Here is a 26301-nt window from a genome sequence, read left to right as displayed (position 1 = left end):
GGTCTGATTACTTGACTTCCCTGTGTAGCCGCGAATGACTTTCGCCCTAGCTTAAGTTCACTGCCGTGAAATTTTGATTACGATTGGGTGGGGCAGTGCCCACCCTTAATTGTTATCCAATTATCTCAGCAGTCTTTTGTTTATCCAGCTTGAGAATCAACACACCCAAAGGTGGTAGACACAAATCTAGCGAATAGGGACGACTGTGCAATGACCAATCATCCGTCCACTTACCACCTAAGTTACCCATATTGCTGCCGCCATACGGACGTGCATCACTATTGAACAACTCGGTATAAAATCCCTTTTGTGGTACACCGATGCGGTAGTGAGAATGGGGTTGGGGTGTAAAATTGCAAACGACGATCGCAAAATCATCAGAATCCTTGTCACGACGGATGAAGGAAACTACACTATGGCGGTTATCGCTACAGTCAATCCACTCAAACCCAGGTTCAGCAAAATCCTGGGTGTACAAAACTGGTTCAGAACGGTAGAGATGGTTCAAATCGTGGAAAAATGTTTTTAACCGTTGGTGGGCTTCATGCTCCAATAAATGCCACTCCAAATCTGCCCAAGCATTCCACTCACTCCACTGCCCAAACTCCATGCTCATAAACATGGTTTTCTTGCCTGGGTGAGCAAACATATAGCTAAATAAACAACGCACATTCGCTAACTTCTGCCATGTATCCCCCGGCATTTTACCGATGATATTGCTCTTACCATGCACCACTTCATCGTGGGATAGAGCCAGCATGAAGTTCTCGCTGTGGTTATACCACATACTAAAGGTGATATTATTTTGGTGGAATTGACGGAACCAAGGGTCCATGCTGAAGTAATCCAGCATATCGTGCATCCACCCCATATCCCACTTCAAGTTAAAGCCCAGTCCGCCTGTGTAGGTAGGCCAAGATACCATTGGCCAAGAAGTGGATTCTTCTGCAATTGAGAGAATACCAGGGAAATAGCTAAAGATAATGTGATTTACCTGACGCAGAAAATCTGCTGCTTCTAGGTTTTCTCTGCCACCATACTGGTTGGGCAACCATTCTCCTGGTTCGCGGCAATAATCGTTATAGAGCATCGAGGCAACAGCATCGACACGAATCCCATCAATGTGGTATTTATCAAACCAAAACAGGGCGTTTGCTGCTAAGAAATTACTAACTTCATGGCGACCGTAGTTGAACACCAAAGTACCCCATCCTTTGTGTTCACCTTTGCGGGGGTCAACGTGTTCGTATAGGTGGCTACCATCAAAGAAAGCTAAACCATGTCCATCTTTGGGAAAGTGACCGGGAACCCAATCCACAATTACCCCTATATCATTTTGGTGACATTTGTCAACAAAATACATGAAATCTTCGGGGGTGCCAAAACGTGAGGTGGGGGCATAGTACCCAGTTACTTGATAACCCCAAGAGCCATCAAAGGGATGCTCCGCAATGGGCAGCATTTCTATGTGGGTGTATCCTAATTCTTTGACATAAGGAATGAGTCGGTCAGCTAGTTCCCGGTAGGTAAGGAAGCGTGCGCCCGGTTTCAGTTCGGAAACGATAACTACAGGTTCAGTTTCACCATTTGGCAGTTTAGCAGGTTCGGCACTGGAAGCGTGTAACCAAGAGCCTAAATGCACTTCGTAGACTGAGACGGGCTGGTTAAGGGGGTCAGTGCGACGCCGCTTTTCCATCCAGTCTTTGTCACTCCAACTATAAGCATCTAAATCAGTGACAATGGATGCCGTTTTCGGGCGCGGTTCCTGCTGGAAACCGTAGGGATCGGATTTTTCGTAAATGTGTCCTTCAAAATTTTTGATTTCATATTTGTAATGCTCTCCCACACCGATTTCCGGAATAAACAATTCCCAAACCCCGGTGGGGCCTTTACGCATCTGGTTTTTACGCCCATCCCAGAGATTGAAATCTCCCAGCAATGAAACATTGCGAGCATTGGGTGCCCAAACAGCAAAATAAACGCCTTTAACGCCGTCTATTTCTGCGGGATGCGCTCCCAGTTTTTCATATATCCGGTGATGGTTGCCTTCACTAAACAAATGCAAGTCAAAGTCTGTCAAGCGGGGAGAACGGAAAGCGTAAGGGTCATAAGTGACACGCTCACCTTCTCCTTCTTTAATCCGTAACTGGTAGTTTGCCAGTTGTGGAGTGTCAATGGTGCATTCAAAAAAGTGGGGATGATGCACTGTTTGCATTGGGTATTCCTTCCGTTGTTCAGGAAGAACGACCCATACGGCACTTGCATTTGGTAGATAGGCGCGTACAGCCCAGACAGTTTTGCCGTCTTGTTGTATGGGATGAGAACCTAGTATTTCAAAGGGATCGTTATGCTGATTCCAAACGATGCTGTTAACCTGTTCAGGGGCGATCGTGGTCATGGACATGAAGCTACCTAAGTGAAATAACGTGATTGACTAAATCTACTTTTTTAATATCTATATATATTCTTTACATTTATTTGCAAATTTTGTCGCCACCGTTATCCTACATCAGAATGGGGACTGGGGACACTTCGACAAGCTCAGTGCATCGCCAGGGACTGGGGTAGAGGATGACTAATGACTAATTTGTCAAAAATTTAAAAAGGGGAAAAACTGAAATAATGTTTTGCGTAAGCGAAGCAAGTAAATCTGTTCCCGAATTTTGGGGTCTAGTTTTGGTGGTGGGGCTTCTTGTAGCTGGGCTTGCAATTGGATGTATTCGGCAGCTGTTAGGAATTTCCCATCAATAGGCGATCGCGCTTCTATAATAATCTGTGTCCGTAATATTTCTTCTGGTGTATCCTCTGGTGGCGGTAATGCTATCACCGATGACCCCCAATAGCTACTTAACGCAAACAATATTGCACTAATCACAATTAAGCTCAGTAATTTTATCGTTTTTATCGCCTTCACTCTCCCCATCTTCTAAACTGCATTCACAACGCAGGATGAAAATCTTTTTTCCCATGCCCACTTGCCCTGAGCGTACCCCTCCGGGGATCTTGCTACGCGTAGCGTCTCGTAGAGAAGGGATGCCCAATGCCCACTTGCCCTGAGCGTACCCCTCCGTGGATCTTGCTACGCGTAGCGTCTCGTAGAGAAGCCGTTCGCGTAGCGTCTCGTAGAGAAGGGATGCCCAATCCCCAATGCCCAATAAAAATCTGGCAATATCTAGTGACATTACCAGGTCTCTCCTGATATGGAATAGATGACAGCGAATGCTCAAGAGCAATTGCCAGCGATCGCAATAAATTGTTTTGCCCTCTCAAAACTCAGTAGTCTCAGCAATTCAAAATACCAAATGAGGGAAGTATCTTGCCTGCAAAATAGCTGACATTCACTCAACTGCCTTGGACTGCAAACAAGGTTTTATCAGGCGGACACTTGGTTGAGGACGTAACCCTCTTTACCAGTGTCCTCTACTTCCTGGTCTACTTAGCTGATATTTTAGTAAACTTTAGGCTCTGATAAACCAATACAAAAATGCAGGTTTCTACATGAACCTAATTAATCCAAGCTATTTAGTGAGGAACGCTATCACTAAGCAGTTCTGGGCGGGATTTAAACTAAAGTTTAAGATGCCTTATTTAGGAGTTGCTGCGGGAGTAGTAGCAGGAGTCGCGGCGGGAGTCGCGGCGGGAGTAGTAGCAGGAGTAGACCCAGCAGGAGGTGCATCAGTTGGTTCACCTGTAGCAGCTGGAGTACTGGCACCACCACCAGCATCACCACCACCATCACAGGCTCCGAGAATTGCAGCCAGACTTAACATTAGAGCCAAACCAAAGATTTTTGTTTTCATAACTCCTCTTTCACCAATTGTGGCTAGAACAATTTTTCGCCTGTTGAATACGATACCGTATTTATTGCTTTTTTTTAATGCTACGAGATTACATACTTAAAAAAACAATCTTTTGGGGTATTATTTTTGGGATTACGCATCAGACAGCCATCTGATTAGTTTCTCTTAACTCAGGAGCAAAACGGAAATTACTAAATTCTTTAGCAAAGCGAGCTATCATAGCAAAAAATTTTATTTTTTTCACAGAGTATTGCACCTTGCCGCCCCCCATTGTCATACTTTAGGTGCGATACCTAAAAGGTAAGCTGTCCAGTTTCTAATCGGTGATTGTAAACATTGCATATCTAAGGGGATGCAATGTTTGGTACAGCTACCTATCAGAAAAGTTAAAAGGGTATAGTCTGTTATGTGTGCTGGTTGCACAGAAGGTAATTTTAACCTTAGCAAAACACAGACAATCAATCTAAAGTACAGTATTTCTCATCTAAAAAAATTTATGGTACTTACTCGTAAATCTGCTGTTTCTACAAGAGGTAATTGGTTCCGCCGAGATTCTATCTTTTCTTTAGGGAGGCGACGCTCTGCGCCTATGGAGTCAGCAGCACGGAGCTATTCTACATCAGCATCTTCTCAAAGACAACGCCGTTCCTCGAAAAAGTTAGGGGTTTCTCCCACAAATGAGGCAGTTATAGCCAAATCGGTGAAAGAGTTGGGTAGACAACAATTGCCAAATCTCAATGAGCAGTCGAGTCCGAACCAGAAGAGTGTGGGGGTAGGTTTTCTTCCCCTTCCCACAATGCCTAATTCTGGAACACTACCTTTGTGGTTGCTGCGCTTGTACACTTTTCATCGTTATTCGTCAGTTTTGGCATTCTTGTTAGTAGCATCGACACTTGCTGTTTATGGCTGGACGGTATATTCTCAAGAGCTTTGGGGTCAGTCATATCGCAGACTGCAAAACCTCCAACGTCATGAGCGGCTGCTAACGACAACCAACGCGACGCTGACAAATAAAATGGCTGAGGAAGCAGAACAACCAACAGCAGGACTGGTATCGCCAACTCCTGAAAGGATGATTTTCTTGCCTCCCGGATCTCATAGTCCTAAGCCCGCATCGTCTAACACAACGCCAAATCCAGAAACGCAACAGCAAACACTCTCGCCACTGGGATACTAATTCGTAATGACGCTCTCTACGAGACGCTGCGCGTAGCTTGCTTCTGGGCAGGAGACAAATGACAAAGGACGAACCCAATGCAGAAGTCACCAAGTAGAACAAAATTCAGAAAGTTTCGGAATCCAAGATTCACAAAGCGACCAAAGGATTATAAACGAGGGCTTTTGGGAAAATTAGTCTCTAATATCCAAGACCAAACATCCAATAGCAAGTCCCGATTGTTCATAGTATGGGGCGTATTAATGGCATCAGGGTTGGGGTTGGCTGTCAACTTGTATAACCTGCAAATTGTCAAGGGGAAAAAGTTAACAGAACAAGCACGAAACCAGCAAATGGTGAATTTGCGACCTTTTATGCCCCGTCGCCCGGTGGTAGATCGCAATAGTAATCTGTTGGCGATTGACCGTCCTGTATATACTTTGTACGCTCATCCCAAGCTGTTTGATAAGTCTAATGAAGATATGGCAGAGCGACTTTCGCCAATATTGGCAAAAGATCCTGCTGAATTGGTGAAAACTTTTCAAAGCAAAAGAAGCGGAATTATACTTGCCCCAGCCCTACCGGAAGAAATGATCGATCGCGTCATTTCTTTGCGCTTAAATGGCTTGGAGTGGATTCAAAAATATTCTCGATATTACCCACCAGACGATTTGGTTGCTGATGTGGTAGGTTATGTGAATGTTGACCGGCGTGGTCAAGCAGGTGTGGAATACTCTCAAGAAAAGTTGTTAGAACGTCCTGTGCAAACGGTGCGGCTCAGTCGGTCGGGTAATGGGGTACTGATGCCAGATCATGCACCCGAAGGTTTTTTGCATTTTGATGATTTGCGACTGCAACTTACTATCGATAGCCGTCTGCAACGAATTGCTCGGACTGCGCTCAAACAACAGATGAGTAAGTTTGACGCTAAACGTGGAGCGGTAATTGTGATGGATGCCTTGGATGGTTCCTTACTCGCCCTCGTTTCTGAACCTACTTATAACCCAAATGAATACGCTAAAGCTGATATATCGCTGTTCAAAAACTGGACAGTGGCGGATCTTTATGAACCAGGATCGACTTTTAAGCCTTTGAATGTGGCGATCGCTCTGGAAAATGGCGTCATTAAACCAGATGATATGTTTAATGACTCCGGTTCTATTCGAGTCGCTAATTACACCATCCAAAATGCTATGCACAATGCTAATGGGCGAATCAGCATCGCTCAGATTTTGCAATATTCCAGCAACATTGGTATGGTGCAAATTATCCAACGCTTAAAGCCTTCAATCTACTACAACTGGTTAGAACGGTTGGGGCTAGGACAAAAAGTTGATACAGATTTACCTTTTGAAGTTGGTGGCCGGCTCAAAAGTCAAGAAGAATTTATCGCTTCGCCAATTGAGGCAGCTACTACTTCCTTTGGGCAAGGCTTTTCTATGACACCGTTACAACTGGTGCAAATGCACGGGGCTTTAGCCAATGGCGGTAAATTGGTAACACCTCATATAGTCCGGGGGCTAATTGATAGCAAAGGGCAGATGCATGATTCACCCAATCGCACCATCCCACGCCAAATTTTCACAGCCGCAACAACCCAAAAGGTTGTGGAAATGATGGAGACTGTTGTTAATGAAGGTAGTGGGAAGGCGGCACGAATTCCGGGATATCGCATTGCTGGTAAAACTGGTACAGCCCAAAAAGCTAGTCCCAATGGCGGCTACATCAAGGGTGCTAGAATGACCAGTTTCGTGGCTATTTTGCCCGTGGAATCTCCTCGCTATGTAGTGTTTGCACTGGTGGATGAGCCAAAAGGTGAAGGTGCCTACGGTTCTACTGTCGCTGCGCCAATTGTCAAGTCGGTAATTGAAGCACTGATTCCTCTTGAGGAAATTCCGCCCAGTCAGGAGGTTGGGCAACAGACACCAGCGCCGTAGGGGTTGGGGAGCAGGTGGCTGACTTAATGCACTTCAAAGGCTGATAACTTTCTGACGGCACTGTTAGAGTGAGGTTTGCCCTTGAAGGCTGCAAATAAAATTACAACAGCAGCGAACGACAAAATAGGAACGCCTGAAGTTGGTTCAGCTACAGAGACAGATGAGATTGGGTCAATAAGAAGGCGTGTAATTCACCATTAACTGCACCATGGCATTGAGTCAGAGACTCAATGAATGCATTCCCAGTCGGAGACTGGGAACGAGGAACGAAGAAAGTCTTATCAAGCTAGGTTTTTAGGACTTGTGTGTACACCGTAGCCTTAAAGGAAGAGAGACTTTGAATTTTCCCTCTTCCGTCGCAGGGAAGAGGATTGGGTTTTTTGTGACTTTTCCACATAAGGGACTGACAAATAAAAAAATATCCCAAAACTGACGCAGAAATCCTCTCTATTTCTCTTCTCTCTGTGTTCTCTGCGCGGCAGTCGCTCATGGGGGAAACCCCCAAGACCGCGCTGCCTTGTCTCTGTGGTTCGTTTCTTTGGATAATTTATTTCTTGGAAATCCCTAACGTGAAAAGTCAGAATAATAATTGGGGATTTACCTGTAAAATTTTTAACCATGATTGCGTGCCATTCGGAATTTTGTAAGTTAAAAATTAAATATTAATTTAGGTGAGCGGATGACAAGTAATAACATTGAGGTTGTTTTTAGCTTCGATACAACTGGAAGTATGTATCCTTGCCTTACCCAGGTACGGCGAAAAATCAAAAATACCGTTACCAGATTGATCAACGAAATTTCCTTGATTCGGATTGGGATTATTGCTCATGGTGACTACTGTGATGAAGGCTCAACTTATGTCACTAATACATTTAACCTATCTGGTGATGTTGATGCTATTTGTGATTTTGTCCAAAATGTAGCACCTACTGGCGGTGGAGATGCACCGGAATGTTACGAATTAGTATTACATGAATCCCAATCTTTATCTTGGTCAAAGTCAGCAACAAAATCACTGGTTTTGATTGGCGATGATATTCCCCATCCTCCAGCACACAATCCGAAAAAACTGAATTGGCGCAAAGAGTTAGATAAATTAGCTGAGGCGGAAATTACAGTGTACGGGGTTCAAGCACTCAATCGCGCTCATGCGACTCCTTTTTATCAAGAACTTGCACAAAAGTCTGGCGGTTTTCATATTAATTTAGACCAGTTTTCCTATATTAGTGATTTGTTTTTGGCGGTTTGCTATCAACAATCTTCTAATGAACAGCTACAAGCTTATGAACAAGAAGTAATTGACCAAGGACGGATGAGCCGTGGGTTAAATAAAATATTTAACACCATGATGAACCGGGAAGCAACATCCTATTACGAATCGGCGGATTTACGGGCAGTTTCTCCAGGGCGTTTCCAGATTTTAGAGGTTGAACAAGATATTTCAATTAAAGCGTTTGTATTAGAAAATGGTTTAAGTTTTAAAGTTGGGCGGGGTTTCTACGAATTTACCAAAACAGAAACTATCCAGGCTCAAAAAGAAATTATCTTGATGGATCGGGCAACTGGTGATTTATTTGAAGGAGGTGCTGCACGAGAAATGTTAAGTCTACCGATGGATGCAACGATTCGGATTAAACCGAGTAACCTAGAAAAGTATGTTGTGTTTGTCCAAAGTACCTCTGCTAATCGTAAACTGATTGGTAAAACTCGATTTTTATATGAAGTCGAAGACTGGGATCGCTAAGTTTACGCCTACAAGAACAAAGCCTGTTTATGCAGGCTTCATCGTCTGATTATTTTATAAGTCTAATGACCCAGATTAAGCCGGAAGTAAAACGTACAGAAGAATTGCGCCAGTTATTGCAACAAGCTAGCTATGCTTATTACGTGCTAGATAATCCAATTATGGAGGATGCAATCTATGACCAGCTATATCGAGAATTACAACAACTAGAAATTCAATATCCAGAGTTGACAGCACCCGATAGTCCGACTCAGCGCGTGGGTGAGAGGCCAGCAGCGCAGTTTAACTCGGTGCGCCATAACATCCCCTTGTACAGTCTGGAGAATGCCTTCAATATTGATGAGTTGCAAGGATGGGATCAGCGTTGGCGGCGACAAGTACCGAAAATAGATTCAGTGGAATATGTCACTGAACTTAAAATTGATGGTTCTGCTTTGGCTCTTACCTACCAAGATGGCATTCTAGTTAGGGGGACAACTAGGGGTGATGGGGTGACAGGTGAAGATATCACCCAAAATGTACGGACAATTCGCTCAATTCCCTTACGTTTGAATTTTGAAGGTTTAGAAATTCTGGAAAGGGTGGAAGTACGCGGCGAGGCGTTTTTGCCGTTGGAAGTGTTTAAACAAATTAACGAGGAAAGGCAAAAAGCAGGTGAGCAATTATTTGCCAATCCCCGTAATGCCGCAGCTGGGACACTCAGGCAACTAGACTCCCGAATTGTGGCTAAACGGCGGTTAGATTTCTTTGGCTACACTTTGCACATTCCTGGTAGAGATGACACTAGTATTGCTCATACTCAATGGGAAGCGTTGGAGTTGTTAGAAAAGCTCGGTTTTCGAGTCAACCCCAACCACAAACTGTGTGCTTCGATCGCAGAAGTGGCAAAATATTATGAATACTGGGATACGGAACGCCTGAATTTACCCTACATGACTGATGGGGTGGTAGTAAAGCTGAGTTCTTTTAAACTTCAGGAACAGCTTGGGTTTACGCAGAAATTCCCCCGTTGGGCAGTAGCTTTGAAGTACCCAGCTGAAGAAGCGCCTACCCGTGTGGAAAATATTGCTGTGAATGTTGGGAGAACGGGGGCGTTAACACCGTTAGCCGAGATGCGCCCGGTGCAACTGGCGGGAACAACAGTTTCTCGTGCTACTTTACATAATAGCGATCGCATTGCTCAATTAGATATCCGCATTGGCGATACTGTCATTGTCCGCAAAGCTGGAGAAATCATTCCAGAAGTGGTGAGGGTACTCAAAGAACTCCGTCCCGCCAACACCGAACCCTTCGTGATGCCTACCCATTGCCCAGTCTGCGGTCAACCTGTGGTGCGAGAATCAGGTGAGGCGGTGATTAGGTGCGTCAATGCTTCCTGTGCAGCGATTCTCAAAGGTTCCATTGAACATTGGGTAAGTCGTGATGCCTTAGATATTAAAGGTATGGGCGAAAAACTGGTGTATCAACTTGTTGATAAAGGTTTGGTGCATTCCGTTGCCGATTTATATGAGTTGACAGCAGAGAAGTTATCTGTATTAGAAAGAATGGGGAAAAAGTTGGCAGAGAAATTAGTGGATGCGATCGCTCAATCAAAAAATCAACCTTGGTCAAGGGTATTGTATGGTTTAGGCATTCGTCACGTTGGCAGTGTAAATGCCCAATTGTTGACTCAGAAATATTTTACTGTAGACCAGTTAGCTACAGCCAAGCAATCAGATATTGAAGGCATTTATGGTATCGGTGCTGAAATTGCCCAATCTGTGTACCAGTGGTTTCGCATTGATGCCAACCAAACCTTAATAGAACGCTTGCAAGCAGAAGGATTGCAATTAACTGCCACAGAGGAAACAAAAACAGTTGGTGATGGTAATCAAAAGTTCGCAGGGAAAACCTTTGTAATTACGGGAACCTTGCCAACCTTAAAGCGCAATGAAGTAAAGGCTTTGATTCAAAAAGCTGGTGGGAAAGTGACTGATTCAGTGAGTAAAAAAACAGATTATTTAGTGTTGGGAGAAGATGCCGGTTCTAAGTTAGAAAAAGCGGTTTCCTTGGGAATTATGCAGTTAAGCGAGGCGGAATTGTTGGAGATGATTGAAGAAACAGAGTAGGGGCAATTCATGAATTGCCCCTACTCCGACTAGGGCAAATTATTTGGATCAATACCCTGACATTGTAAATAAGCAACATGAATTTATTTTTAATCTTATCGCTTTCAGGAGGGCTATGGAGGCGATGCCACTATCAAAAAAAAGGGCTGGAAACTAGCCCTGTATTTGACATTGAGTTTTAAGCTTTGGGAACTTCTCTATAAAACCCTGATTTTAATGCTATAGCATAAGGGTAGCGGTAGAACCATAAAAATTTTGTTTGATTAACAAAAACAATGCAGCTGAATCGAAGTAATTTCCTCAAGTTTCTGATCCAGTCAGAGCCAGGAAAACCAGCAATATCCAACGGCTTGCGAGCTGCTTTAGGGTTAGGGGTTCCCATGCTAATTGGGCAACTGATCAACCAAAGAGAAAGCGGATTATTAGTTGGTTTAATGGCTTACTTTGTCAACTTAGCGAATGTTGGTGGCCCTTACCAAATCAAAGCTAAGGCGATGGCATCGGCTACTTTGGGAATAGCTGTTTCGGTATTTGTGGGTACTATAGTCGCTAAAGTTCCAGTGCTAACTGTGGTGCTGACATTTCTCTGGGGACTTGCTTCCGGTTTGGCATCGCTGTATGGTAATGCTGGTGCAAGTGTCGGTCTGGTGGTAGGGATATCATTTATTACCACGATCGCCCAACCAGGAGACTTAGAAACTGCACTGATGCGATCGCTGCTATGTCTAATTGCAGGTGGATGGGCAATGCTAGTTTCCTTGGTAATGTGGCCTTTTAGACCTTATGACCCACTACGCATAGCTTTGGCTGACTGCTTGAATGCGATCGCTAACTACATTCAGGCATTTCTAGGTAAAGTGACAACCAGTGAAAATATTCTCGAAATTAGAAAAGCGTTAGAAACAGCACGCACTACTTTAGGTACATTACGGATTGGACAGTCGGCTCGGAGTTGGATGAATGACCAGTTATTGGTACTAATTCAGGATGGCGATCGCTTGCTTGGCTCAGTTATTGCCTTAACAGAATTACTAGAAACTCACTTCCAACAACAGCAATATCACGCAGTTCAGCAATTAGTAGACGATGCCCTCGCAGAAATATCAGTTATTCTTCAAGCTATAGCGAAAGTCATATCTCGCAAGTCTGCTAGCATCGATCTGGGAAATCTCAACCGCATCTATGAGGCACTGAAGCAACAAGAAAGTCTGCAAAGAAAAGCAATTGCTGGGAATGAGGCAGACTACACAACTCTCGTTGCTCTCAGTAACCTGGTGCTGATGATCGAAAAGCTAATCAAGCAATTGCAATACACGGCTCAGACAGCTAAATCTCTGGCAGATCGTCGCAAAATGAGTGGCAGAGATGTAGATAGATTTCTTTTAGTTGCAGACGAACAGCGATCGCTCTTAAATTTACTCAAAGAAAACCTCACCTTAGACTCTGCAATCTTTCGTCATGCTCTCCGCATTGCTGTAAGTCTAACTATAGGCGTAATATTTTACACTATTACGAATTTACCAATGGGGTATTGGGTAACGCTGACAATTATGCTAGTCCTCAAACCGAACTTGGGTGCAACTTTCCAGAGGTTTTTCCAGCGAGTTGGCGGGACTATTTTGGGAGCCGTGTTAGCAGCTGTCCTACTTGCAACTATCACAAGTAAAGTTGTATTAAACACAATCATTTTGCTGACAGTATTTTTTGGCATTTCCCTGATCAGTTTCAATTACGGGTATTCGGTGGTTTTCTTATCAATATTTGTCTTATTGATTATCGATATTGGTCATCCTATTGGTTGGCAATTTGCTGGATTTCGGGTATTAAATACATTAATTGGGGCGGGACTGGCTTTTGGGAGTCATTATTTTATCTGGCCAAACTGGGAACGCGATCGCTTACCCAGTCAACTGGCCACCGCCCTGCGAGAATGTCACAAATACTTTAGCGATGTCATGGCTGTTTATCAGGGAACAAAGGAGCGTGACTCTACCATTATCAGTCAACGGCGACAAACTGGACTGGCAATTGGCAATGCCCAAGCCTCCTTCCAAGGATTGTTACGCGAACCGAAAATGCACAAAGAATTAGTAGAGCCAGTGATGACGTTGCTGATGTACATGGGACGCTTTACTAACGCCGTGACAGTTTTGGCAGTACATCTTGAACATTTTCAAGCAACGGTGCCACTTCCAGAATTAGAAACCTTTATCTGCCAAATTTCGCTACTTTTAGAGCAGTTAGCTGATTCAGTACAGCAGGAAATTCCCCCACCGCCCTTACCTGACTTGGAAGAAACGCTGCAAAAAATCCAACCGCACCTGCAAGCACTGCGTACAGCCCGCATAGAAGAGTTAGCTGTCAATCAAGGACATACACCGATTCGTCAAGCAGTCATTGATTACAGCATATTAGATTTGGAGATTGATCAGATTGTTCGGCGCTTGACTGCGATGCACTCAGCAATGGTACGGTTGATATCAAGTAAATAAAGCTGCCATTGTCAAACAAATTGGGGAAGCAGTCGGAGTTGGTTCGCCACTGCTGTTAGACCAAAAGACAGCCTATCCAGATGTTTCTGATCAAGTCAAAGATTTTCGCCCACAGCCATTAACGGTTACATCTGCTGAAGACCTGCAAAAACCTTTACCTCCAGGTGATTACAGTCTTTCTGTAATCGCTTATTGTACACAATTCTCGATCCATGCGCCAGGGCGAGGACTACCCTATAAACTTGCTCCTTTGACAGGAAAACAAGCACCTGCAATTAGACTTAAGGAAATCCAACGTTCATTAGCTCAAATAAAGTGCGATCGCTCTCAACAATGGTTTGCTTAAAGGAGCGATCGCCCTGATTCTAGATATCTGTAAAATCCAGCAAGAGCGATCGCATAAAAGCACGAAACAATGACACGAATTCCATTCACAGAAGCTCCAGATTCATTAGCTTAAATAAAGTGCGATTGCCTCCTCTTGCAGGGTAAAAATCATTACTTGATTTTGCCGTTATGAATAATTATTAGATTTTTTAACAAATTTACGAGGTTTATTTATGGCACAAATATCTTGCCCTAACTGTGGGAAACAAAAAAATCAAAAAATAAGAATTTGTCCACATTGCAAAAATGAATTCTTCCCGTGTCGCAGATGTAAGACGCTTTTATTGATCAATGAATATAGATTTATTGAGGTAGTGAAAGCCTCAAACATAAATGAAATTTATGAGCCACGGTTTGATGACATAGGAAGATTAGAAGAAAATTATAGATATGTCATAGATCATGGAGAAAGCTTTATAAGGGATAGAGCCTGTCCAAATTGCGGTAATCAAAAACCTCTTAAGCGGTTTGGAAATACTTTTATTGGCGGCATAATTATATTTATAGTGAAAAAGCTTTTAATGGGTTTATTTTTATTAATTCCGGCAACACTCCTATTGTGTATAGAAGCTTCCGATCTGTTAAGAAGTATTACGCATTTAAGTATTAATAATCATTGGATACCTTATTGGAGTGATAAGCAAACATTTTTAGGTGGAGTGATGTTGTTTGTTATTTTACTGTTTTTTACACAAATTTTCATATTTGGGGCTTTAAATATAATATTTCCAGATGTGTGTGGAGTTAATCCAGAACTCGGAGTCCGTATCACTTGGGATATGAATCAATATCGAATTAAGCGGGGAAAAGAACTATTATAAAATATTGGTGGGACATTAATTAGGACAGAGTAGTAAGTGATACACAGTACTGTGGTCGGGCTACAAGCTCGAATGAGTGTAATACTTCGTCCTCCAAAGCAGAAAAGCACAAAACAATGACAGGGATTCCATTAAACGCAATTCCAAGATTCATTAGCTCAAACAAAGTGCGATCGCTTCCAAAATTTGCAATACTGGTGTTTTCAGATGGGGAAAGTCTTGTAGAAACTCAGCCAAACCTGATTCACCTTCTAGGTAATCAAAAAAGGTTTGTAAGGGAACCCGTGTGCCAACAAAGACAGGAACTCCGCTCATAATTTCTGGATTGGTATGAACAATCCCTTGACGATCAAGAATTTGTTGGATTTTCATGACGAGTTCACTGAATCGGATTAATGAAATCCTAGCACTTGGTAAGCCGCGATCGCTAATTTGTAGCGTTGAATCAGCAATTGTGCGATCGCTTAATCTGATAGCAACTATCTTAAAGGTCAAGCGATCGCCAGAATGAGAGAAAATTTGCTCAGGTGATCGTTATCGAATTATCATCATTAGCTCAAACAAAGTGCGATCGCACTGATTCTAGATACCTGTAAAATTAAGCAAGAGCAGTCACATAAAAACACAAAAAAATGACACGGATTCCATTAACAGAAGCTCAACTTCGTTTACCCGAACTGATTGCAAATCTGCAACCCGGTGAAGAAGTGCAGATTTTTGTAGGCGATGTCTACGACGGGCTACGCCTACGCACTGTCGCCAGACTAATTGCTGAACTCCAACCACCCCGCAAGCCTCGTCAGCCGGGTAGTGCGATCGGAACCCTAACTATCTTGTCCGAAGACGAAACCCACTTGGAAGACTTTCACGACTATATGCCATGAAGTTTCTGCTCGATACTCAGGCATTCCTCTGGTTTGTACTCAACGATCGCGCCCTTAGTCAAGTCGCCCGTGATTTGATTGTCGATCCCCTCAATGACATCTTGCTCAGTCCTGCAACAATTGGGAAATTGCGATCAAGGGCAAAGGGGCGATCGCGCGCTTCACCTCATCCATTTCTTTCCGCAGCCGGGCGATTGACTCGCACCAGTTTTCCAAACAAAGATTCTTCAGCCACAATTGCCTCATGAATCCGGGCGGCTAATCGCTGTCGATCCAAATCTTCTGTGCAAACAATGATACCTGCATGGTCTGGACTCATGCGATGCAAGCGGATAAAATCATCTCGATTCACTGTCAGCATTGCCCGCCGCTGAGTCGTCGCAAATGCAAGCACTTGATCGTCGGGAATTCGCTGGTTAGCTTGTCCTGCTTCTTGTACAGTCAGTACATCGTGACCGAATTGACGCAGTAATCCCGTAACCACCTTGGGAAACCCCTCATCTGCATAAAGCAATGCCATGCTTAAGCTACCTCTTGCCGTGCGATCGCCGCTTCAATTTCTTCGGGATAAACCTCTGCATACAGCCACGCATTCACCAAATCAGCTGCGGTTAGGCTTGGGTAATCTTCTAACAAATAGACTTCACTAGCCCCTTGATGGCGTAGGCTAACCAAAAGCCAAACCGGAATTCGAGTTTGCCGAATACAGGCATCGCCTCCCATCACGCCCGGTGTTTTCTCAATGCCAATCAATCCATTGCCCAGACTTGCCGCCAAAATCTGAATTGCCTGTGCTTTTTCTGGCAAAGACAGGGCTAAAAGTTGAGATTGTAGCTCTTTCAGTGTCATTGTGGGCATCAAGCTGAATACTTGAGATGACAGTTGTTATCCATTATAGGTAAGAATAAACGAACAAACTGACGATCAAGAATTTGTGGGATTTTCATGACGGGTTTAGAATATCGATAACAAATAATTAGCGCCGGAATGCGGAGAATGGCTATGGTTTACCCTAAACTTAGCGGCGAAGAAATTACTCGACGGGGCAAAAAACATTATGAAAATCTCCGTATTCAAATTGAGACAGCAGAAAATATTGGCAAAATTATTTCTTGTAGCGTTGAATCAGCAATTGTGCGATCGCTAATCTGATAGCAACTATCTTAAAGGTCAAGCGATCGCCAGAATGAGAGAAAATTTGCTCAGGTGATCGTTATCGAATTATCATCATTAGCTCAAACAAAGTGCGATCGCACTGATTCTAGATACCTGTAAAATTAAGCAAGAGCAGTCACATAAAAACACAAAAAAATGACACGGATTCCATTAACAGAAGCTCAACTTCGTTTACCCGAACTGATTGCAAATCTGCAACCCGGTGAAGAAGTGCAGATTTTTGTAGGCGATGTCTACGACGGGCTACGCCTACGCACTGTCGCCAGACTAATTGCTGAACTCCAACCACCCCGCAAGCCCCGCACGCCCGGTAGTGCAATCGGAACCCTAACCATCCTGTCCGAAGACGAAACCCACTTGAAAGACTTTCACGACTACATACCATGAAGTTTCTGCTCGATACTCAGGCATTCCTCTGGTTTGTAGACAATTGGTACACTAAATGAGTGCTAGTAATCGCCACCGCCTGCAACAAGCTAGCATCCCCAATCGTTTCACCGAACCTCAGACGAGGAAATTTTCAAATGCCATTGGCTGAACTCATATCACAAATCCGGGGGCTTCCAAAAATTGACCAAACAAGGAAAAAGGAAAAAGAAAGAAAAAGAACAATGTAACATTCGGCTGATGGTGCTGTTAGGGTGATAAGTTCATTTGAGCCGCAAAAATTTCTTCAGCCGTCAGATTTAATTCTGGAAATGTAGGTGATTCTATGCGGTTATTTCCTCTAAATTGTTTACCTTGATATTCACCTTCATCATTGAAAGAATAAATAGTAATCGTAGGCTGTTTATCTTCTCCTATCAGTGATTTATTAGCAAAAGCACCATAATCTACAATCCAGTATTCGCGTATTCCCATTTCATCATAATCGGCAAGTTTTTTGAGATAATCATCTCTCCAATTAGTACTAACCACTTCTATCACCAAAGGTATTGACTCAGGGTTACTGACAATAGACTCTTCTTGCCAGCGTGGTTCGTGTACTAAATTGGAGAGATTTAATACAAGAATATCTGGAAAGTATCCAGATTGTTTATTTTCCGGCTTCAATAGTCCTTTATTCGATATGCCGTATTTAAGCTTAATTCTTACAAATTCGTATCCTAAAATTGCTGCTAAAAAAGCAATAATTTCTTCATGCTTTCCTTTTGGTTGAGGCATTTCAATAATATCTCCGTCATATAATTCGTAGCAAATATTTTCATTTTGAACTTTTAAAAAATCTACAAATTCATCGAATGTAAATAATTTTTGTAGTGCTTGCGTCATAGTTGAATCATGTCCTAGTTTAATTTCATTTTACGTTAAATTGAGTTTCATCGTCAGCTATTGCAGCATCAAGCTCCTTACTAACTCTCGGTGTGGATAACATGGAGGTAGTTCGCGATCGCTAATTTGTACCGTTGAATCAACATCTGGTGCGATCGCCCTGATTCTAGATACCTGTAAAATTAAGCAAGAGCTATGGCTTTGCCAAAGCCTTTGGCTAACGCATAGAAGCAATGATACGGATTCCCTTAACAGAAGCTCAACTTCGTTCGTTTACCCGAACTGATTGCAAGACAACGCCCAATAGCGTCAGGGTTTCGCCAGATTTAGATTATGTGTATATTGTTAATTATTTGGGAATAATAACTTAGAAAACAACGATAAGATTATTTGCGATCGCTCACCGGATAAACTTCAAAGAACTATCCGCTAAATATAGCTTTGTTGGCGATGCATTAAATTAGCAATTGATATAAATTTTCTACTTACTCCAGTTATGAGTATATAATATGCCTAAAATTACTGTTTGCATTCCTACTTTTAATCGTGTTCATCTCCTCCCTTATGCCATTGACAGTGTACTCAACCAGTCTGAGCAAGACTTTGAGCTAATTGTCTGTGATGACGGTTCTAGCGATCGCACACCTGAGTTAATGTCACAGTATACAGACCATCGGATTAAATATATCCGTCATCTGCAAAATATTGGTAAAAGCAATAATATGCGCTCCGGCTTTGATGCAGCCAGTGGTGAATATTTTATTAAATTTGATGATGACGATCGGCTCACACCCGATTTTCTGGCAAGTACCGCAGCTATTCTTGCTCAAGACTCTAGCATTGATTTTGTTGGTACAGACCATTGGATAATTGATATTAACAATGTGCGGGATGAGGCAAAAACTCAAGAAAATTCTCATCGTTGGGGTAGGAAAAATTTACCAGTAGGTGTTGTAGATAACTTGTTGGAAGTCGTATTTATTCAGCAAAGCTTTCAAGTTGGGGCAACATTATTTCGCCGTAAAGCATTGCAAGAATTAGGATATATGCAGCCAAATCTACAAAATTGTGAGGATAATGATTTATTTGTGCGTCTGGCTTTGGCTGGAAAAAAGGGCTATTACTTACCAGAATTATTGATGGAATATCGCTACCATGCAGAGCAGCAAGGTATCAATCGAGCCATTCCTTATTTATTTGATAAAATCCGGTATTTAGAAAGTTATAAATTTGAGTCTGAAAAAATAGAGACAATCAGGAAAAATCGTCTAACTGAAACGCAATTATTATTAGGTTTGCGTTTAATTGAAAAGGGTGAAACACAAAAAGGCAGGGAATTGGTTTTGGCCGGAAAGTCTTTTTCAACTCCTAAAGCTTGGACTGGTTTAGGATTATCGCTGTTACCAGTTGGGTTGCGAGGTAAGGCGTTTAATGCACTGAGACAGGTGCGGGGATGAAACCTAACCCCCCAGCCCCCACAAAGGAATGGGGAGCTACGTAGGTTGGGTTGAGGAACGAAACCCAACATTAAACCTTAATCGTTGGGTTTCACTTCGTTTAACCCAACCTACTAGCTAACTTTTTGACCACTCATCAATAATAGTCAAAATTGTTTTATCACCCAAGTTTTTAACAGATTTTACCACATCACGATAATCTTCAAACTCTTGCTTTGGCTTCTTATTTCGAGCATCTTCTATAGCTTTGGCAAGTTTTTCAGCCCCAGAAATTCTAGAGCGTTGTAACTTTATACATAACTCATCTTTATCCAAAGAGTTCAACAAACTAAGTGGATTACTATGTTCACCCTTTGGAGGAATAAGGTTTTCAAGTTGCTTGAATTGACTATCTATTCTCTGTCTTTCTTGTATAAATTCTGACTTAAACTCATTAAATTGCTTCTCAAGACGTAATTCTAAATTTGCCAGACGTGGTTCTAATTTTGTTGTTTCAGGCTGTGATGTTACTTGTTTAGTAGAAGAATCAATTTCTTTGAGAGATGCAACTTGCTTTACTACTAAATCCTCTAATTTTGGGGAAATTACAAAAGCATTAACCATTTCACCTTGCCGAGGATTTTTTTCTCGTGCCCTAACAGCAGCATAATATTCAAAGTGTCCATCAACTACCGTATAACTTTCTACTCCTATCATTTTCACAACTAATGGTCTGATAATTCCTCCAGTTTCTATAATTATGTCTGCGAGGTTTTCCAAATCAGCCTCTGAAAAATTTGAGCGAGGTTCAGTAGAAGTAATACTTTTTACATCTACCAAAGAAAAATTCATCATTGATTTAAACCTATTTCTATTAATACTTCATCTGCTAAAATATCAAATTCCATAGCAGATTTTTGAGCATCTGATTTTACTTCTTCTGCATATTTAACAACAGATTTGGGATCAGGATATTCTAAATCCCCAACTGTTATAGTCTGATTCATGCATTCGGATAGTACAGTTCTATCATAAATTACTGCTTCCATCAAAGGCAGATTGTAACGTTCTGAAATCACACTCCTTTGCTTAGGAAAAGTGTATTGTAAAAATTTAGAATTAGTAGAAATTTTTGAAGCCAAGATACCCATTAATATAATGTGTGGTTTTCCGATCATTTCTCTAAATTCATTAACTTCTATAATAAAGTTTTTGACACTTAACAATCCTTGGTTTGCAAATGGCTTTAAATCTGAAGGAATTATCAGGTAATCAGCAGCAACAAGTGCAACTTTAGCATATAAATCTCTAGATGGAGGTGTATCAATAATAACAACATCATATTCTTGCTCTACTTTTTTTAATTTCGTAACTAACCTAGTTTTACTAGCATCAATTTGATTAAGTTTATACTGTCCTTCTATTAAATTAATATGTGCAGGAATAACATCTAATTCAGGATTGTTAAAATAATGTGATTTTCGGTTAACATCCGGTATTAAGTAAAAATCACCTGATTCTAATAAATGATAGATATTAGAATCTCGTAAATCATCATCTTCATCAAATTGAAATTTTATTAATCCTGTAGCAAAAGTAGTATTTGCCTGAGAATCTATATCAATTAATAGTACTCTTTTACCTTTTTTACTCAATGCTGCGGCAAGGTTGACTGCAACTGTGGTCTTACCAACACCGCCTTTATTGTGGTAGATTGCAATGGTTTTCATTGAATGTTGCCTCTTTGTTTCAAAATTTGAATTATTTTCAGTTATTTGAACTTCTGGTTGATCTACCAATTGTCCTTCTTTTACACTCTCTCTACCAATTAAACGTTTAATATTCTCTAATTTCGTTTCAACTTCTTTGCCGGAACATTGAAATAATAGCTTAATATCGCCTTGTACTTTTTCAAAAATTCTGATTTCTTTGCCATTAGTCAGCAATCCATACCTGACATTCAAGCTAGTTAAATAATGCCTGAGTCGGGGGACATGATTATTTAAGTTTTGCTTGGGATGCTTTGCCTCCATAACGACACTCAACGGCGAGTTGGCATCTAAGACAAAGGGAATTACCTGTGCGGCAAATGCTAAGAAATCCAAGCGGATGCTACCAACAGCAACTTCTTGATGCCAGCTGTCAGGAGTATAACCTAGCTGCGGTAGCAAATATTGCACTATGAGTTTGCTTTCAACTTCACTTTCGTTACGGCATAGCTCAGGATTAAAAGGCAATATTTTTCTACCTCTCAATAATTATTGGACTTAGGACAAAACCTAATGTTTGCTAGATTATGCCATACCCTTAATTATTCTGAGTGATAGAAATCACTTATAAAAATATAAATGATCATCATAAGATTAGTACTTTTGCTGATATAGTCACCACTTCTGACAGCTATTTTCCCATTACCCTTGTAAATGGCTAGAATCAAAGTGTTTACTTAACCAATCTGCCCTAAAGGTTTTGGCTACTGTATCTTGTCCCCACTGCCATCAACTCGTTGATAGTCAAGCTATTAATTGTCCCTATTGTCGGACAACGCTTAAAGCTTACGGCCATCCCGGTATTCCATTGCACCGCGCTATTGGGGACGGGTATCTGTGCGACACCTGCACCTATCACGCTGATGATACTTGCAATTTTCCCCAGCGTCCCTATGCCAAAGACTGTACTCTGTACCAAAATATTGAAGAGACAAAGTTAGAGTTGAAACAGCAGCGTTACACTAACAGTTTTGCAATAAGTGTGAAAATTTGGGTAAAACGCAATCAGGCTTTGCTGTTAATTTTGGGTTTATTATTGGTCTGTTTGTTCTTCAGTCTGGTAACTTAGGAACGTGGATTAAATAAAATGCAAAACTTCATCTTGTCTCTAGCCTCCCTCTCCTTTATAAGGCTACGGTGTACACACAAGTCTTCTAACATTGCCCTACAAGCTTTTGATCCCCCCAACCCCCCTTAAAAAGGGGGCAAAAGCCCTTCAAAGTCCCCCTTTTTAAGGGGATCTTCAACGATTTGGGTTTTCTACAAAGATGTGTGTACACCGTAGCCTTTATAAGGAGAGGGATTGAGGGTGAGGTAAGCCAGGGACATAAATTGTATGTTATTTAATTCTTGTTCCTTAGTACAGAATTTCATAAGAGGTAGGTTGGGTGGAGCGGAGCGCAACCCAACATATATAGCGGTTCTCGGTTGAGTGAGGTACAAGAACCCCACCCCCAACCCCCTCCCCGCTCTTCGAGAGGGGGCTTAAGATGTACCTCACTAGATTGAGAAACGCTATATCAGGATGTTGGCTTTGGCAAAGCCTCCACCCAACCTACAATTATATGGAGGAGTATTTGTTGCAAAGCATTAAACATTTGCTGCAACTGGTTATATATTTGCAAGAAATATTTAAGCGTTTCTGATGAATCAAGTAACGTTAGCTGCAAACGTTTAAATTTGAAATATAGACATAGAGTGGATTACGGCTTTAGCCTAACGCACCATGTTATCTAGTAATACGTTAGGCGCTCCTATCAAATTGATCGTGACAATTAGATCGCAACGAGATATGCCCGATCGCTAACCTTCAAGTTGTGGTAATTTTGGATGCTTCTGCAATAGGTTCAACTTGTATCGGTGGCGCTTTTTCTTCAAAGGCAGCTAAATCGAACCAGAAGGTGGTGCCAATGCCGACTTCACTCACTAGATGAACTTTACTATGATGTCTGTCGATGATATTTCTGACAATCGATAAACCTAAACCCGTGCCTTCTAGGGTGTGAACTCGGTTTTCTACGCGGAAGAAGCGTTCAAAAATTGAGTGTTGATCTTCTGTGGCGATGCCAATTCCAGTATCGGAAATTTCAATCCGCACTGGAGAAGATTGGGTGTGACTAGGTTTAAAATCTAGTTGGTAGGCGCGGATTGCTACTTTACCACCGGCTTTTGTGAATTTAAGGGCATTACCAATCAGGTTGCCAAAGACTTGTACTAACAGATCATAATTACCCAATACCAGGGGCAAATTAAGAGCAAGTTCTTGAACAAGTTCAACACCTTTATCTTTAGCATTGAGTTGGTAAGTACGTAGTGTTTGCTCGATCGCTTGGGCTAAATCTACCCCATCGAAGTTATACTGGCGACCAGACTCAAGTTTTGACAAATCCAAAACATCGTTAACTAAACGGGTTAGGCGATCGGTTTCATGGTTGACTGTTTGCAGAAACTCTTGCCGTTCTTGTAAAGCTAAGTCTTCGCCGTAGTCGTGCAGGGTTTCAATATAAGTTTTGATGTTGAATAGAGGCGTTCGCAGTTCGTGAGAAACGTTGCTGATAAATTGACTTTTTGCATCGTTTAATTCGACCTCACGGCTAATATCTTGGACAGTAATGGCAATACCTTTGATGCTTTCTCTTTGCAGGTTGAGTACTGTAGTCAAGAGAATGCGGATCGTCCGTGGGATAGGTTGGTTAATAAAAATTCGGAATTCGGCGCTTTCACATTCGCCTGCTGCCATTTCGTACAAGGGACGGGTGATTTCCATTTGTACCGATGAGGGCAAGTGATGTAATACATTGCAGCCGACTACATCAGTAGTTTCCCAGCCAAAAATTCGCCGCGCTGTGGGGTTGACTAAAATCACCTGCATGTTGTTATCAATCAACACAGCCCCATCTGCGATAGTGGAAACTAAAGTTTCTAGCTTGGCTTTTTCTGCGGTCAATTCCTCAATATTCTGTTCTTCGTAGCGCTCTAATCGCTCTGCCATTTCATTAAAGCTTAAAATTAACTCCCCCAGTTCACCCCCTAAAGGTAAATTAATGCGCTGCTTGAAATTCCCGGTAGCAATTTGCTTTACCCCCACCAACAGTTCTTTAATGGGCTTGGTGATGGTCAAGGCGTTAATCACTCCTGCTAAAATCACCATTACCCAAATCGTGATGAAAACGGCAATGGTGACATCGCGGGTAAAATTGGTGGAAATGATCGCAGTCTGATTGGGGTTGATACCGATCGCTAATACACCTAAGTATTTCTTATTGACGATCAGGGGAATAAATACATCGGTGACTATGCCATCTGGGGTTAGATGTTGCCGCACCATCGGCTTTTCCCCATCACCAGGATAATCTTCTGGTAATTGTATCCGCCGTTTAATGGTGAGGGAATTTTCTACCTCGGCTTCCCAAAAAGGAATGCCAAAAAAGATTTCTCCCCTTTCATCGGCGTAGAGCATATAACGCACACTAGAGGTGCTGCTATAGAAACGTTGAGAAAATTGGGCAACCTCAGTCAGATTATTTTCAGCAACTAGGGGGGCAACATTGGCAGCAAGTAGCAACCCTAAGTCACGCCCGAAGCGGGTGTCATTCATCCGGGCATCCTGCTGAATTGTATTCACAGCCCAAAAGGTCAGACCACTCATCACCAATGAAACTACCATTGTCGCCACAGCCAGCAGTTTAGTCTGGAGTGTGAATTCCGACCACCAACTAGCGATCGCATCTCGAATTGTTTTGAACAGACTTAGCATCTTATATAAAGTTGTTAGTAGTCTTTGTTATAAAGCCCAACAACTTAAAAATTAACAGTTAATTCGACAAATATGTTAGGGAATGGGAAATGGGAGAATGCAAGGCTTTCAAATTTTGAGCTAGTTATCCGGCTCAGGTTAGCAGCCGCTAGTAAACTTGAACTCAGTACCAAGATATTCCTACCGTCAGCCGCACCGCATTGTCAGAAAATGCCACAGCTACGATGCAACTGCAAAATCTGTGTACTGACGCATTTTTGGCTCATGGAATGCCAAAACTATATCTTCCTTGGCAACACCTGCACGAAGTAGGTCAGTTGCGATCCCATCTTCAGTCCAGTCTTCCTCAATCCAGAATTTGCAATCTTGAATCCGAACGTAGACGGTTATACCAATAATACGTTCGCCATTTTGCCAACCAAGGTTCATCCAAATATAGTGACCCTTTAGCTCATCTATAACGTCTACTTACTTAGCGCTTCTCATTCAAACGAGAATTATTATCAATACTGCGTAGGTTTTGGCTAAAAAATAAAGATGTGTAGGTTGGGTTTCGCTGCGCTCAACCCAACCTACGAATATTCTTAACCCAGTAGTATTGGAAGCGCTATTTGTTACCTTGGCTAGAGTGACATAGGAATTGACTTCGAGCCAAAGTTATAAGAGCATAACAGGAAGAAGCCCACAACTCCTAAATATGTGTCTCCATGCCAGACGCATATATGTTTCATCCAGATGAAAAAAATTACAACTTTTAACAGTGCTGGTAAACTGACTGCTCTTTTGTTCCTGATAACTCTCCTCCTGACGCCTTGTGTGATTGTAAATGCGGGTGAACGCGGCGTATTGATGAAATTTGGCGAAGTCCAAAACCAAATATTAGGAGAAGGACTTCACTTAATTATTCCTGTAGTCAATACTGTGAAAAAGTTGAGTATTCGAGTCCAAAAACAGGAAATTTCGGCTGAGGCTTCTTCCAAAGATTTACAAAATGTTTTCGCCGATGTCGCTCTTAATTGGCATATTATTCCCCAGGAAGCAAATACTATTTTTCAAGAAATTGGAGATGAACAAAATGTAGTTACTCGGATTATTAACCCAGCCGTTGAAGAAATACTAAAAGCAGTCATGGCAAAGTATACTGCTGAAGAAATTATTACTAAACGAGGAGAAGTCAAAGGGGGAGTAGATGATGCATTGTCCACACGACTGGGTAGCTATCACGTTGCAGTTGATGATATTTCTCTAGTTCATGTCCATTTTTCCGAACGATTTGGGGAGGCGGTGGAGGCGAAGCAGATTGCTGAACAAGAAGCAAAACGAGCAGAGTTTATCGCGCTGAAAGCAACAAAAGAGGCTGAGGCTAAAGTTAATTTAGCCAAAGGAGAGGCTGAGGCGCACAGATTATTACGTGATGGTTTAACTCCAGAAATCCTGCAAAGGCAAGCAATACAAAAATGGAATGGTAAGCTGCCATTAATTGTAAGTAAGGAGGTTCCAAAATTGTTAAATTTAAGTGAATTTTTAAAATTTGATGAAAATTGATCTTATTTTTCACTGAT

26 protein-coding genes are annotated in these 26301 nt (G+C 42.0%); 13 read left to right on the top strand and 13 right to left on the bottom strand.

Annotated features, from left to right (window positions below; translation table 11 throughout):
* Positions 1 to 112: 112 nt before the first annotated feature.
* The 4 genes from glgB to V7K97_RS15755 all read right to left on the bottom strand — a co-directional run bounded on the left by glgB (position 113) and on the right by V7K97_RS15755 (position 3800).
* The gene (gene glgB / locus V7K97_RS15770) at positions 113 to 2404 is read right to left on the bottom strand and encodes a 1,4-alpha-glucan branching enzyme (RefSeq protein WP_334801974.1); all 2292 of its coding nucleotides are present in this window, start codon (positions 2402 to 2404) and stop codon (positions 113 to 115) included.
* A 186-nt stretch (positions 2405 to 2590) separates the two neighbouring features.
* Entirely contained in the window at positions 2591 to 2923 is a 333-nt protein-coding gene (locus V7K97_RS15765) for a hypothetical protein (RefSeq protein ID WP_334801973.1), read from the bottom strand.
* Positions 2868 to 3182, bottom strand: coding sequence for a hypothetical protein (locus V7K97_RS15760; RefSeq protein ID WP_334802016.1), 315 nt, complete (start codon positions 3180 to 3182; stop codon positions 2868 to 2870). The genes V7K97_RS15765 and V7K97_RS15760 overlap by 56 nt, the downstream gene beginning before the upstream one ends.
* Positions 3183 to 3584: 402 nt before the next feature.
* A complete protein-coding gene (locus V7K97_RS15755) occupies positions 3585 to 3800 on the bottom strand; it encodes a hypothetical protein (RefSeq protein WP_334801972.1) in 216 nt (71 codons plus the stop codon).
* A gap of 496 nt (positions 3801 to 4296) precedes the next feature.
* Between V7K97_RS15755 and V7K97_RS15750 the strand changes: the two genes are divergently transcribed.
* The 6 genes from V7K97_RS15750 (at position 4297) to V7K97_RS15725 (ending at position 14445) form a co-directional block, all read left to right on the top strand.
* Positions 4297 to 4977, top strand: coding sequence for a hypothetical protein (locus V7K97_RS15750; protein WP_334801971.1), 681 nt, complete (start codon positions 4297 to 4299; stop codon positions 4975 to 4977).
* Positions 4978 to 5054: 77 nt separating this feature from the next.
* Positions 5055 to 6893, top strand: a complete 1839-nt coding sequence (locus V7K97_RS15745) for a peptidoglycan D,D-transpeptidase FtsI family protein (protein WP_334801970.1) — start codon at positions 5055 to 5057, stop codon at positions 6891 to 6893.
* Positions 6894 to 7572: 679 nt separating this feature from the next.
* Positions 7573 to 8637, top strand: a complete 1065-nt coding sequence (locus V7K97_RS15740; RefSeq protein WP_334801969.1) for a vWA domain-containing protein — start codon at positions 7573 to 7575, stop codon at positions 8635 to 8637.
* 65 nt (positions 8638 to 8702) lie between these two features.
* Positions 8703 to 10745, top strand: a complete 2043-nt coding sequence (ligA, locus tag V7K97_RS15735; RefSeq protein WP_334801968.1) for an NAD-dependent DNA ligase LigA — start codon at positions 8703 to 8705, stop codon at positions 10743 to 10745.
* Positions 10746 to 11020: 275 nt separating this feature from the next.
* Positions 11021 to 13237: an FUSC family protein gene (locus V7K97_RS15730; RefSeq protein WP_334801967.1), complete on the top strand. Its 2217-nt coding sequence runs from the start codon at positions 11021 to 11023 to the stop codon at positions 13235 to 13237.
* A gap of 560 nt (positions 13238 to 13797) precedes the next feature.
* Positions 13798 to 14445: a hypothetical protein gene (locus V7K97_RS15725; RefSeq protein WP_334801966.1), complete on the top strand. Its 648-nt coding sequence runs from the start codon at positions 13798 to 13800 to the stop codon at positions 14443 to 14445.
* A gap of 153 nt (positions 14446 to 14598) precedes the next feature.
* Here V7K97_RS15725 and V7K97_RS15720 read toward each other — a convergent pair whose 3' ends face one another.
* Positions 14599 to 14817 (bottom strand): DUF433 domain-containing protein, encoded by a 219-nt coding sequence (locus V7K97_RS15720; protein WP_334801965.1) that lies wholly within the window; start codon positions 14815 to 14817, stop codon positions 14599 to 14601.
* On the opposite strand from V7K97_RS15720, the gene V7K97_RS15715 reads away from it, so the two are divergent.
* Both V7K97_RS15715 and V7K97_RS15710 read left to right on the top strand, forming a co-directional pair.
* A complete protein-coding gene (locus V7K97_RS15715; protein WP_334801964.1) occupies positions 14816 to 14956 on the top strand; it encodes a hypothetical protein in 141 nt (46 codons plus the stop codon). The two genes, V7K97_RS15720 and V7K97_RS15715, sit on opposite strands and share 2 nt — an antisense overlap.
* A 121-nt stretch (positions 14957 to 15077) precedes the next feature.
* Complete coding sequence (locus tag V7K97_RS15710) at positions 15078 to 15329, top strand: type II toxin-antitoxin system Phd/YefM family antitoxin (protein WP_334801963.1); 252 nt, start codon at positions 15078 to 15080, stop codon at positions 15327 to 15329.
* 166 nt (positions 15330 to 15495) lie between these two features.
* On the opposite strand, the gene V7K97_RS15705 is transcribed toward V7K97_RS15710, so the two are convergent.
* Together V7K97_RS15705 and V7K97_RS15700 are read right to left on the bottom strand one after the other, a co-directional pair.
* Positions 15496 to 15849, bottom strand: coding sequence for a DUF5615 family PIN-like protein (locus tag V7K97_RS15705; RefSeq protein WP_334801962.1), 354 nt, complete (start codon positions 15847 to 15849; stop codon positions 15496 to 15498).
* A gap of 2 nt (positions 15850 to 15851) precedes the next feature.
* Positions 15852 to 16178: a DUF433 domain-containing protein gene (locus tag V7K97_RS15700; protein ID WP_334801961.1), complete on the bottom strand. Its 327-nt coding sequence runs from the start codon at positions 16176 to 16178 to the stop codon at positions 15852 to 15854.
* Between the two features lie 153 nt (positions 16179 to 16331).
* On the opposite strand from V7K97_RS15700, the gene V7K97_RS15695 reads away from it, so the two are divergent.
* A complete protein-coding gene (locus V7K97_RS15695; protein ID WP_334801960.1) occupies positions 16332 to 16481 on the top strand; it encodes a hypothetical protein in 150 nt (49 codons plus the stop codon).
* 159 nt (positions 16482 to 16640) lie between these two features.
* Entirely contained in the window at positions 16641 to 16892 is a 252-nt protein-coding gene (locus tag V7K97_RS15690) for a type II toxin-antitoxin system Phd/YefM family antitoxin (RefSeq protein ID WP_334711422.1), read from the top strand.
* Between the two features lie 249 nt (positions 16893 to 17141).
* Here the strand turns inward: V7K97_RS15690 and V7K97_RS15685 are convergent, their stop codons facing one another.
* Together V7K97_RS15685 and V7K97_RS15680 are read right to left on the bottom strand one after the other, a co-directional pair.
* Positions 17142 to 17777, bottom strand: coding sequence for a Uma2 family endonuclease (locus V7K97_RS15685; RefSeq protein ID WP_334801959.1), 636 nt, complete (start codon positions 17775 to 17777; stop codon positions 17142 to 17144).
* Positions 17778 to 17834: 57 nt separating this feature from the next.
* Positions 17835 to 18011 (bottom strand): hypothetical protein, encoded by a 177-nt coding sequence (locus V7K97_RS15680; protein WP_334801958.1) that lies wholly within the window; start codon positions 18009 to 18011, stop codon positions 17835 to 17837.
* A 275-nt stretch (positions 18012 to 18286) separates the two neighbouring features.
* Between V7K97_RS15680 and V7K97_RS15675 the strand changes: the two genes are divergently transcribed.
* A complete protein-coding gene (locus V7K97_RS15675; protein ID WP_334801957.1) occupies positions 18287 to 19234 on the top strand; it encodes a glycosyltransferase family 2 protein in 948 nt (315 codons plus the stop codon).
* 117 nt (positions 19235 to 19351) lie between these two features.
* Here the strand turns inward: V7K97_RS15675 and V7K97_RS15670 are convergent, their stop codons facing one another.
* Together V7K97_RS15670 and V7K97_RS15665 are read right to left on the bottom strand one after the other, a co-directional pair.
* Positions 19352 to 20068 carry a ParB/Srx family N-terminal domain-containing protein gene (locus V7K97_RS15670; RefSeq protein WP_334801956.1) on the bottom strand — a complete coding sequence of 239 codons (717 nt, stop codon included), beginning with the start codon at positions 20066 to 20068 and terminating at the stop codon, positions 19352 to 19354.
* Positions 20065 to 21450 (bottom strand): ParA family protein, encoded by a 1386-nt coding sequence (locus V7K97_RS15665; protein ID WP_334801955.1) that lies wholly within the window; start codon positions 21448 to 21450, stop codon positions 20065 to 20067. The genes V7K97_RS15670 and V7K97_RS15665 overlap by 4 nt, the downstream gene beginning before the upstream one ends.
* A gap of 232 nt (positions 21451 to 21682) precedes the next feature.
* Here V7K97_RS15665 and V7K97_RS15660 point away from each other — a divergent pair, with 232 nt between their 5' ends.
* Entirely contained in the window at positions 21683 to 22051 is a 369-nt protein-coding gene (locus tag V7K97_RS15660; RefSeq protein WP_334801954.1) for a zinc ribbon domain-containing protein, read from the top strand.
* 741 nt (positions 22052 to 22792) lie between these two features.
* Here V7K97_RS15660 and nblS read toward each other — a convergent pair.
* Positions 22793 to 24739: a two-component system sensor histidine kinase NblS gene (gene nblS, locus V7K97_RS15655; RefSeq protein ID WP_334801953.1), complete on the bottom strand. Its 1947-nt coding sequence runs from the start codon at positions 24737 to 24739 to the stop codon at positions 22793 to 22795.
* Positions 24740 to 24958: 219 nt separating this feature from the next.
* Positions 24959 to 25198, bottom strand: coding sequence for a XisI protein (locus V7K97_RS15650; RefSeq protein ID WP_334802014.1), 240 nt, complete (start codon positions 25196 to 25198; stop codon positions 24959 to 24961).
* 276 nt (positions 25199 to 25474) lie between these two features.
* Between V7K97_RS15650 and V7K97_RS15645 the strand changes: the two genes are divergently transcribed.
* The gene (locus V7K97_RS15645) at positions 25475 to 26284 is read left to right on the top strand and encodes a prohibitin family protein (RefSeq protein WP_334801952.1); all 810 of its coding nucleotides are present in this window, start codon (positions 25475 to 25477) and stop codon (positions 26282 to 26284) included.
* The last annotated feature ends 17 nt before the right edge of the window (positions 26285 to 26301 follow it).

Source organism: Nostoc sp. (assembly GCF_036917815.1).
Taxonomy (GTDB): domain Bacteria; phylum Cyanobacteriota; class Cyanobacteriia; order Cyanobacteriales; family Nostocaceae; genus Nostoc.
Note: the sequence above shows the minus strand (reverse complement) of the source record. Positions and strands in the feature narration are given on the sequence as shown.

Coding starts and splice junctions, on each gene's coding strand:
- V7K97_RS15710 (WP_334801963.1), top strand. CDS start 15,078: ATGACACGGATTCCATTAACAGAAGCTCAACTTCGTTTACCCGAACTG.
- V7K97_RS15675 (WP_334801957.1), top strand. CDS start 18,287: ATGCCTAAAATTACTGTTTGCATTCCTACTTTTAATCGTGTTCATCTC.
- V7K97_RS15700 (WP_334801961.1), bottom strand. CDS start 16,178: ATGACACTGAAAGAGCTACAATCTCAACTTTTAGCCCTGTCTTTGCCA.
- V7K97_RS15695 (WP_334801960.1), top strand. CDS start 16,332: ATGGTTTACCCTAAACTTAGCGGCGAAGAAATTACTCGACGGGGCAAA.
- V7K97_RS15750 (WP_334801971.1), top strand. CDS start 4,297: ATGGTACTTACTCGTAAATCTGCTGTTTCTACAAGAGGTAATTGGTTC.
- V7K97_RS15705 (WP_334801962.1), bottom strand. CDS start 15,849: ATGGCATTGCTTTATGCAGATGAGGGGTTTCCCAAGGTGGTTACGGGA.
- V7K97_RS15745 (WP_334801970.1), top strand. CDS start 5,055: ATGCAGAAGTCACCAAGTAGAACAAAATTCAGAAAGTTTCGGAATCCA.
- V7K97_RS15690 (WP_334711422.1), top strand. CDS start 16,641: ATGACACGGATTCCATTAACAGAAGCTCAACTTCGTTTACCCGAACTG.
- V7K97_RS15725 (WP_334801966.1), top strand. CDS start 13,798: ATGGCACAAATATCTTGCCCTAACTGTGGGAAACAAAAAAATCAAAAA.
- V7K97_RS15755 (WP_334801972.1), bottom strand. CDS start 3,800: ATGAAAACAAAAATCTTTGGTTTGGCTCTAATGTTAAGTCTGGCTGCA.
- V7K97_RS15740 (WP_334801969.1), top strand. CDS start 7,573: ATGACAAGTAATAACATTGAGGTTGTTTTTAGCTTCGATACAACTGGA.
- V7K97_RS15760 (WP_334802016.1), bottom strand. CDS start 3,182: ATGTCACTAGATATTGCCAGATTTTTATTGGGCATTGGGGATTGGGCA.
- glgB (WP_334801974.1), bottom strand. CDS start 2,404: ATGTCCATGACCACGATCGCCCCTGAACAGGTTAACAGCATCGTTTGG.
- ligA (WP_334801968.1), top strand. CDS start 8,703: ATGACCCAGATTAAGCCGGAAGTAAAACGTACAGAAGAATTGCGCCAG.
- V7K97_RS15765 (WP_334801973.1), bottom strand. CDS start 2,923: ATGGGGAGAGTGAAGGCGATAAAAACGATAAAATTACTGAGCTTAATT.
- V7K97_RS15645 (WP_334801952.1), top strand. CDS start 25,475: ATGAAAAAAATTACAACTTTTAACAGTGCTGGTAAACTGACTGCTCTT.
- V7K97_RS15715 (WP_334801964.1), top strand. CDS start 14,816: ATGACGAGTTCACTGAATCGGATTAATGAAATCCTAGCACTTGGTAAG.
- V7K97_RS15730 (WP_334801967.1), top strand. CDS start 11,021: ATGCAGCTGAATCGAAGTAATTTCCTCAAGTTTCTGATCCAGTCAGAG.
- V7K97_RS15685 (WP_334801959.1), bottom strand. CDS start 17,777: ATGACGCAAGCACTACAAAAATTATTTACATTCGATGAATTTGTAGAT.
- nblS (WP_334801953.1), bottom strand. CDS start 24,739: ATGCTAAGTCTGTTCAAAACAATTCGAGATGCGATCGCTAGTTGGTGG.
- V7K97_RS15670 (WP_334801956.1), bottom strand. CDS start 20,068: ATGATGAATTTTTCTTTGGTAGATGTAAAAAGTATTACTTCTACTGAA.
- V7K97_RS15720 (WP_334801965.1), bottom strand. CDS start 14,817: ATGAAAATCCAACAAATTCTTGATCGTCAAGGGATTGTTCATACCAAT.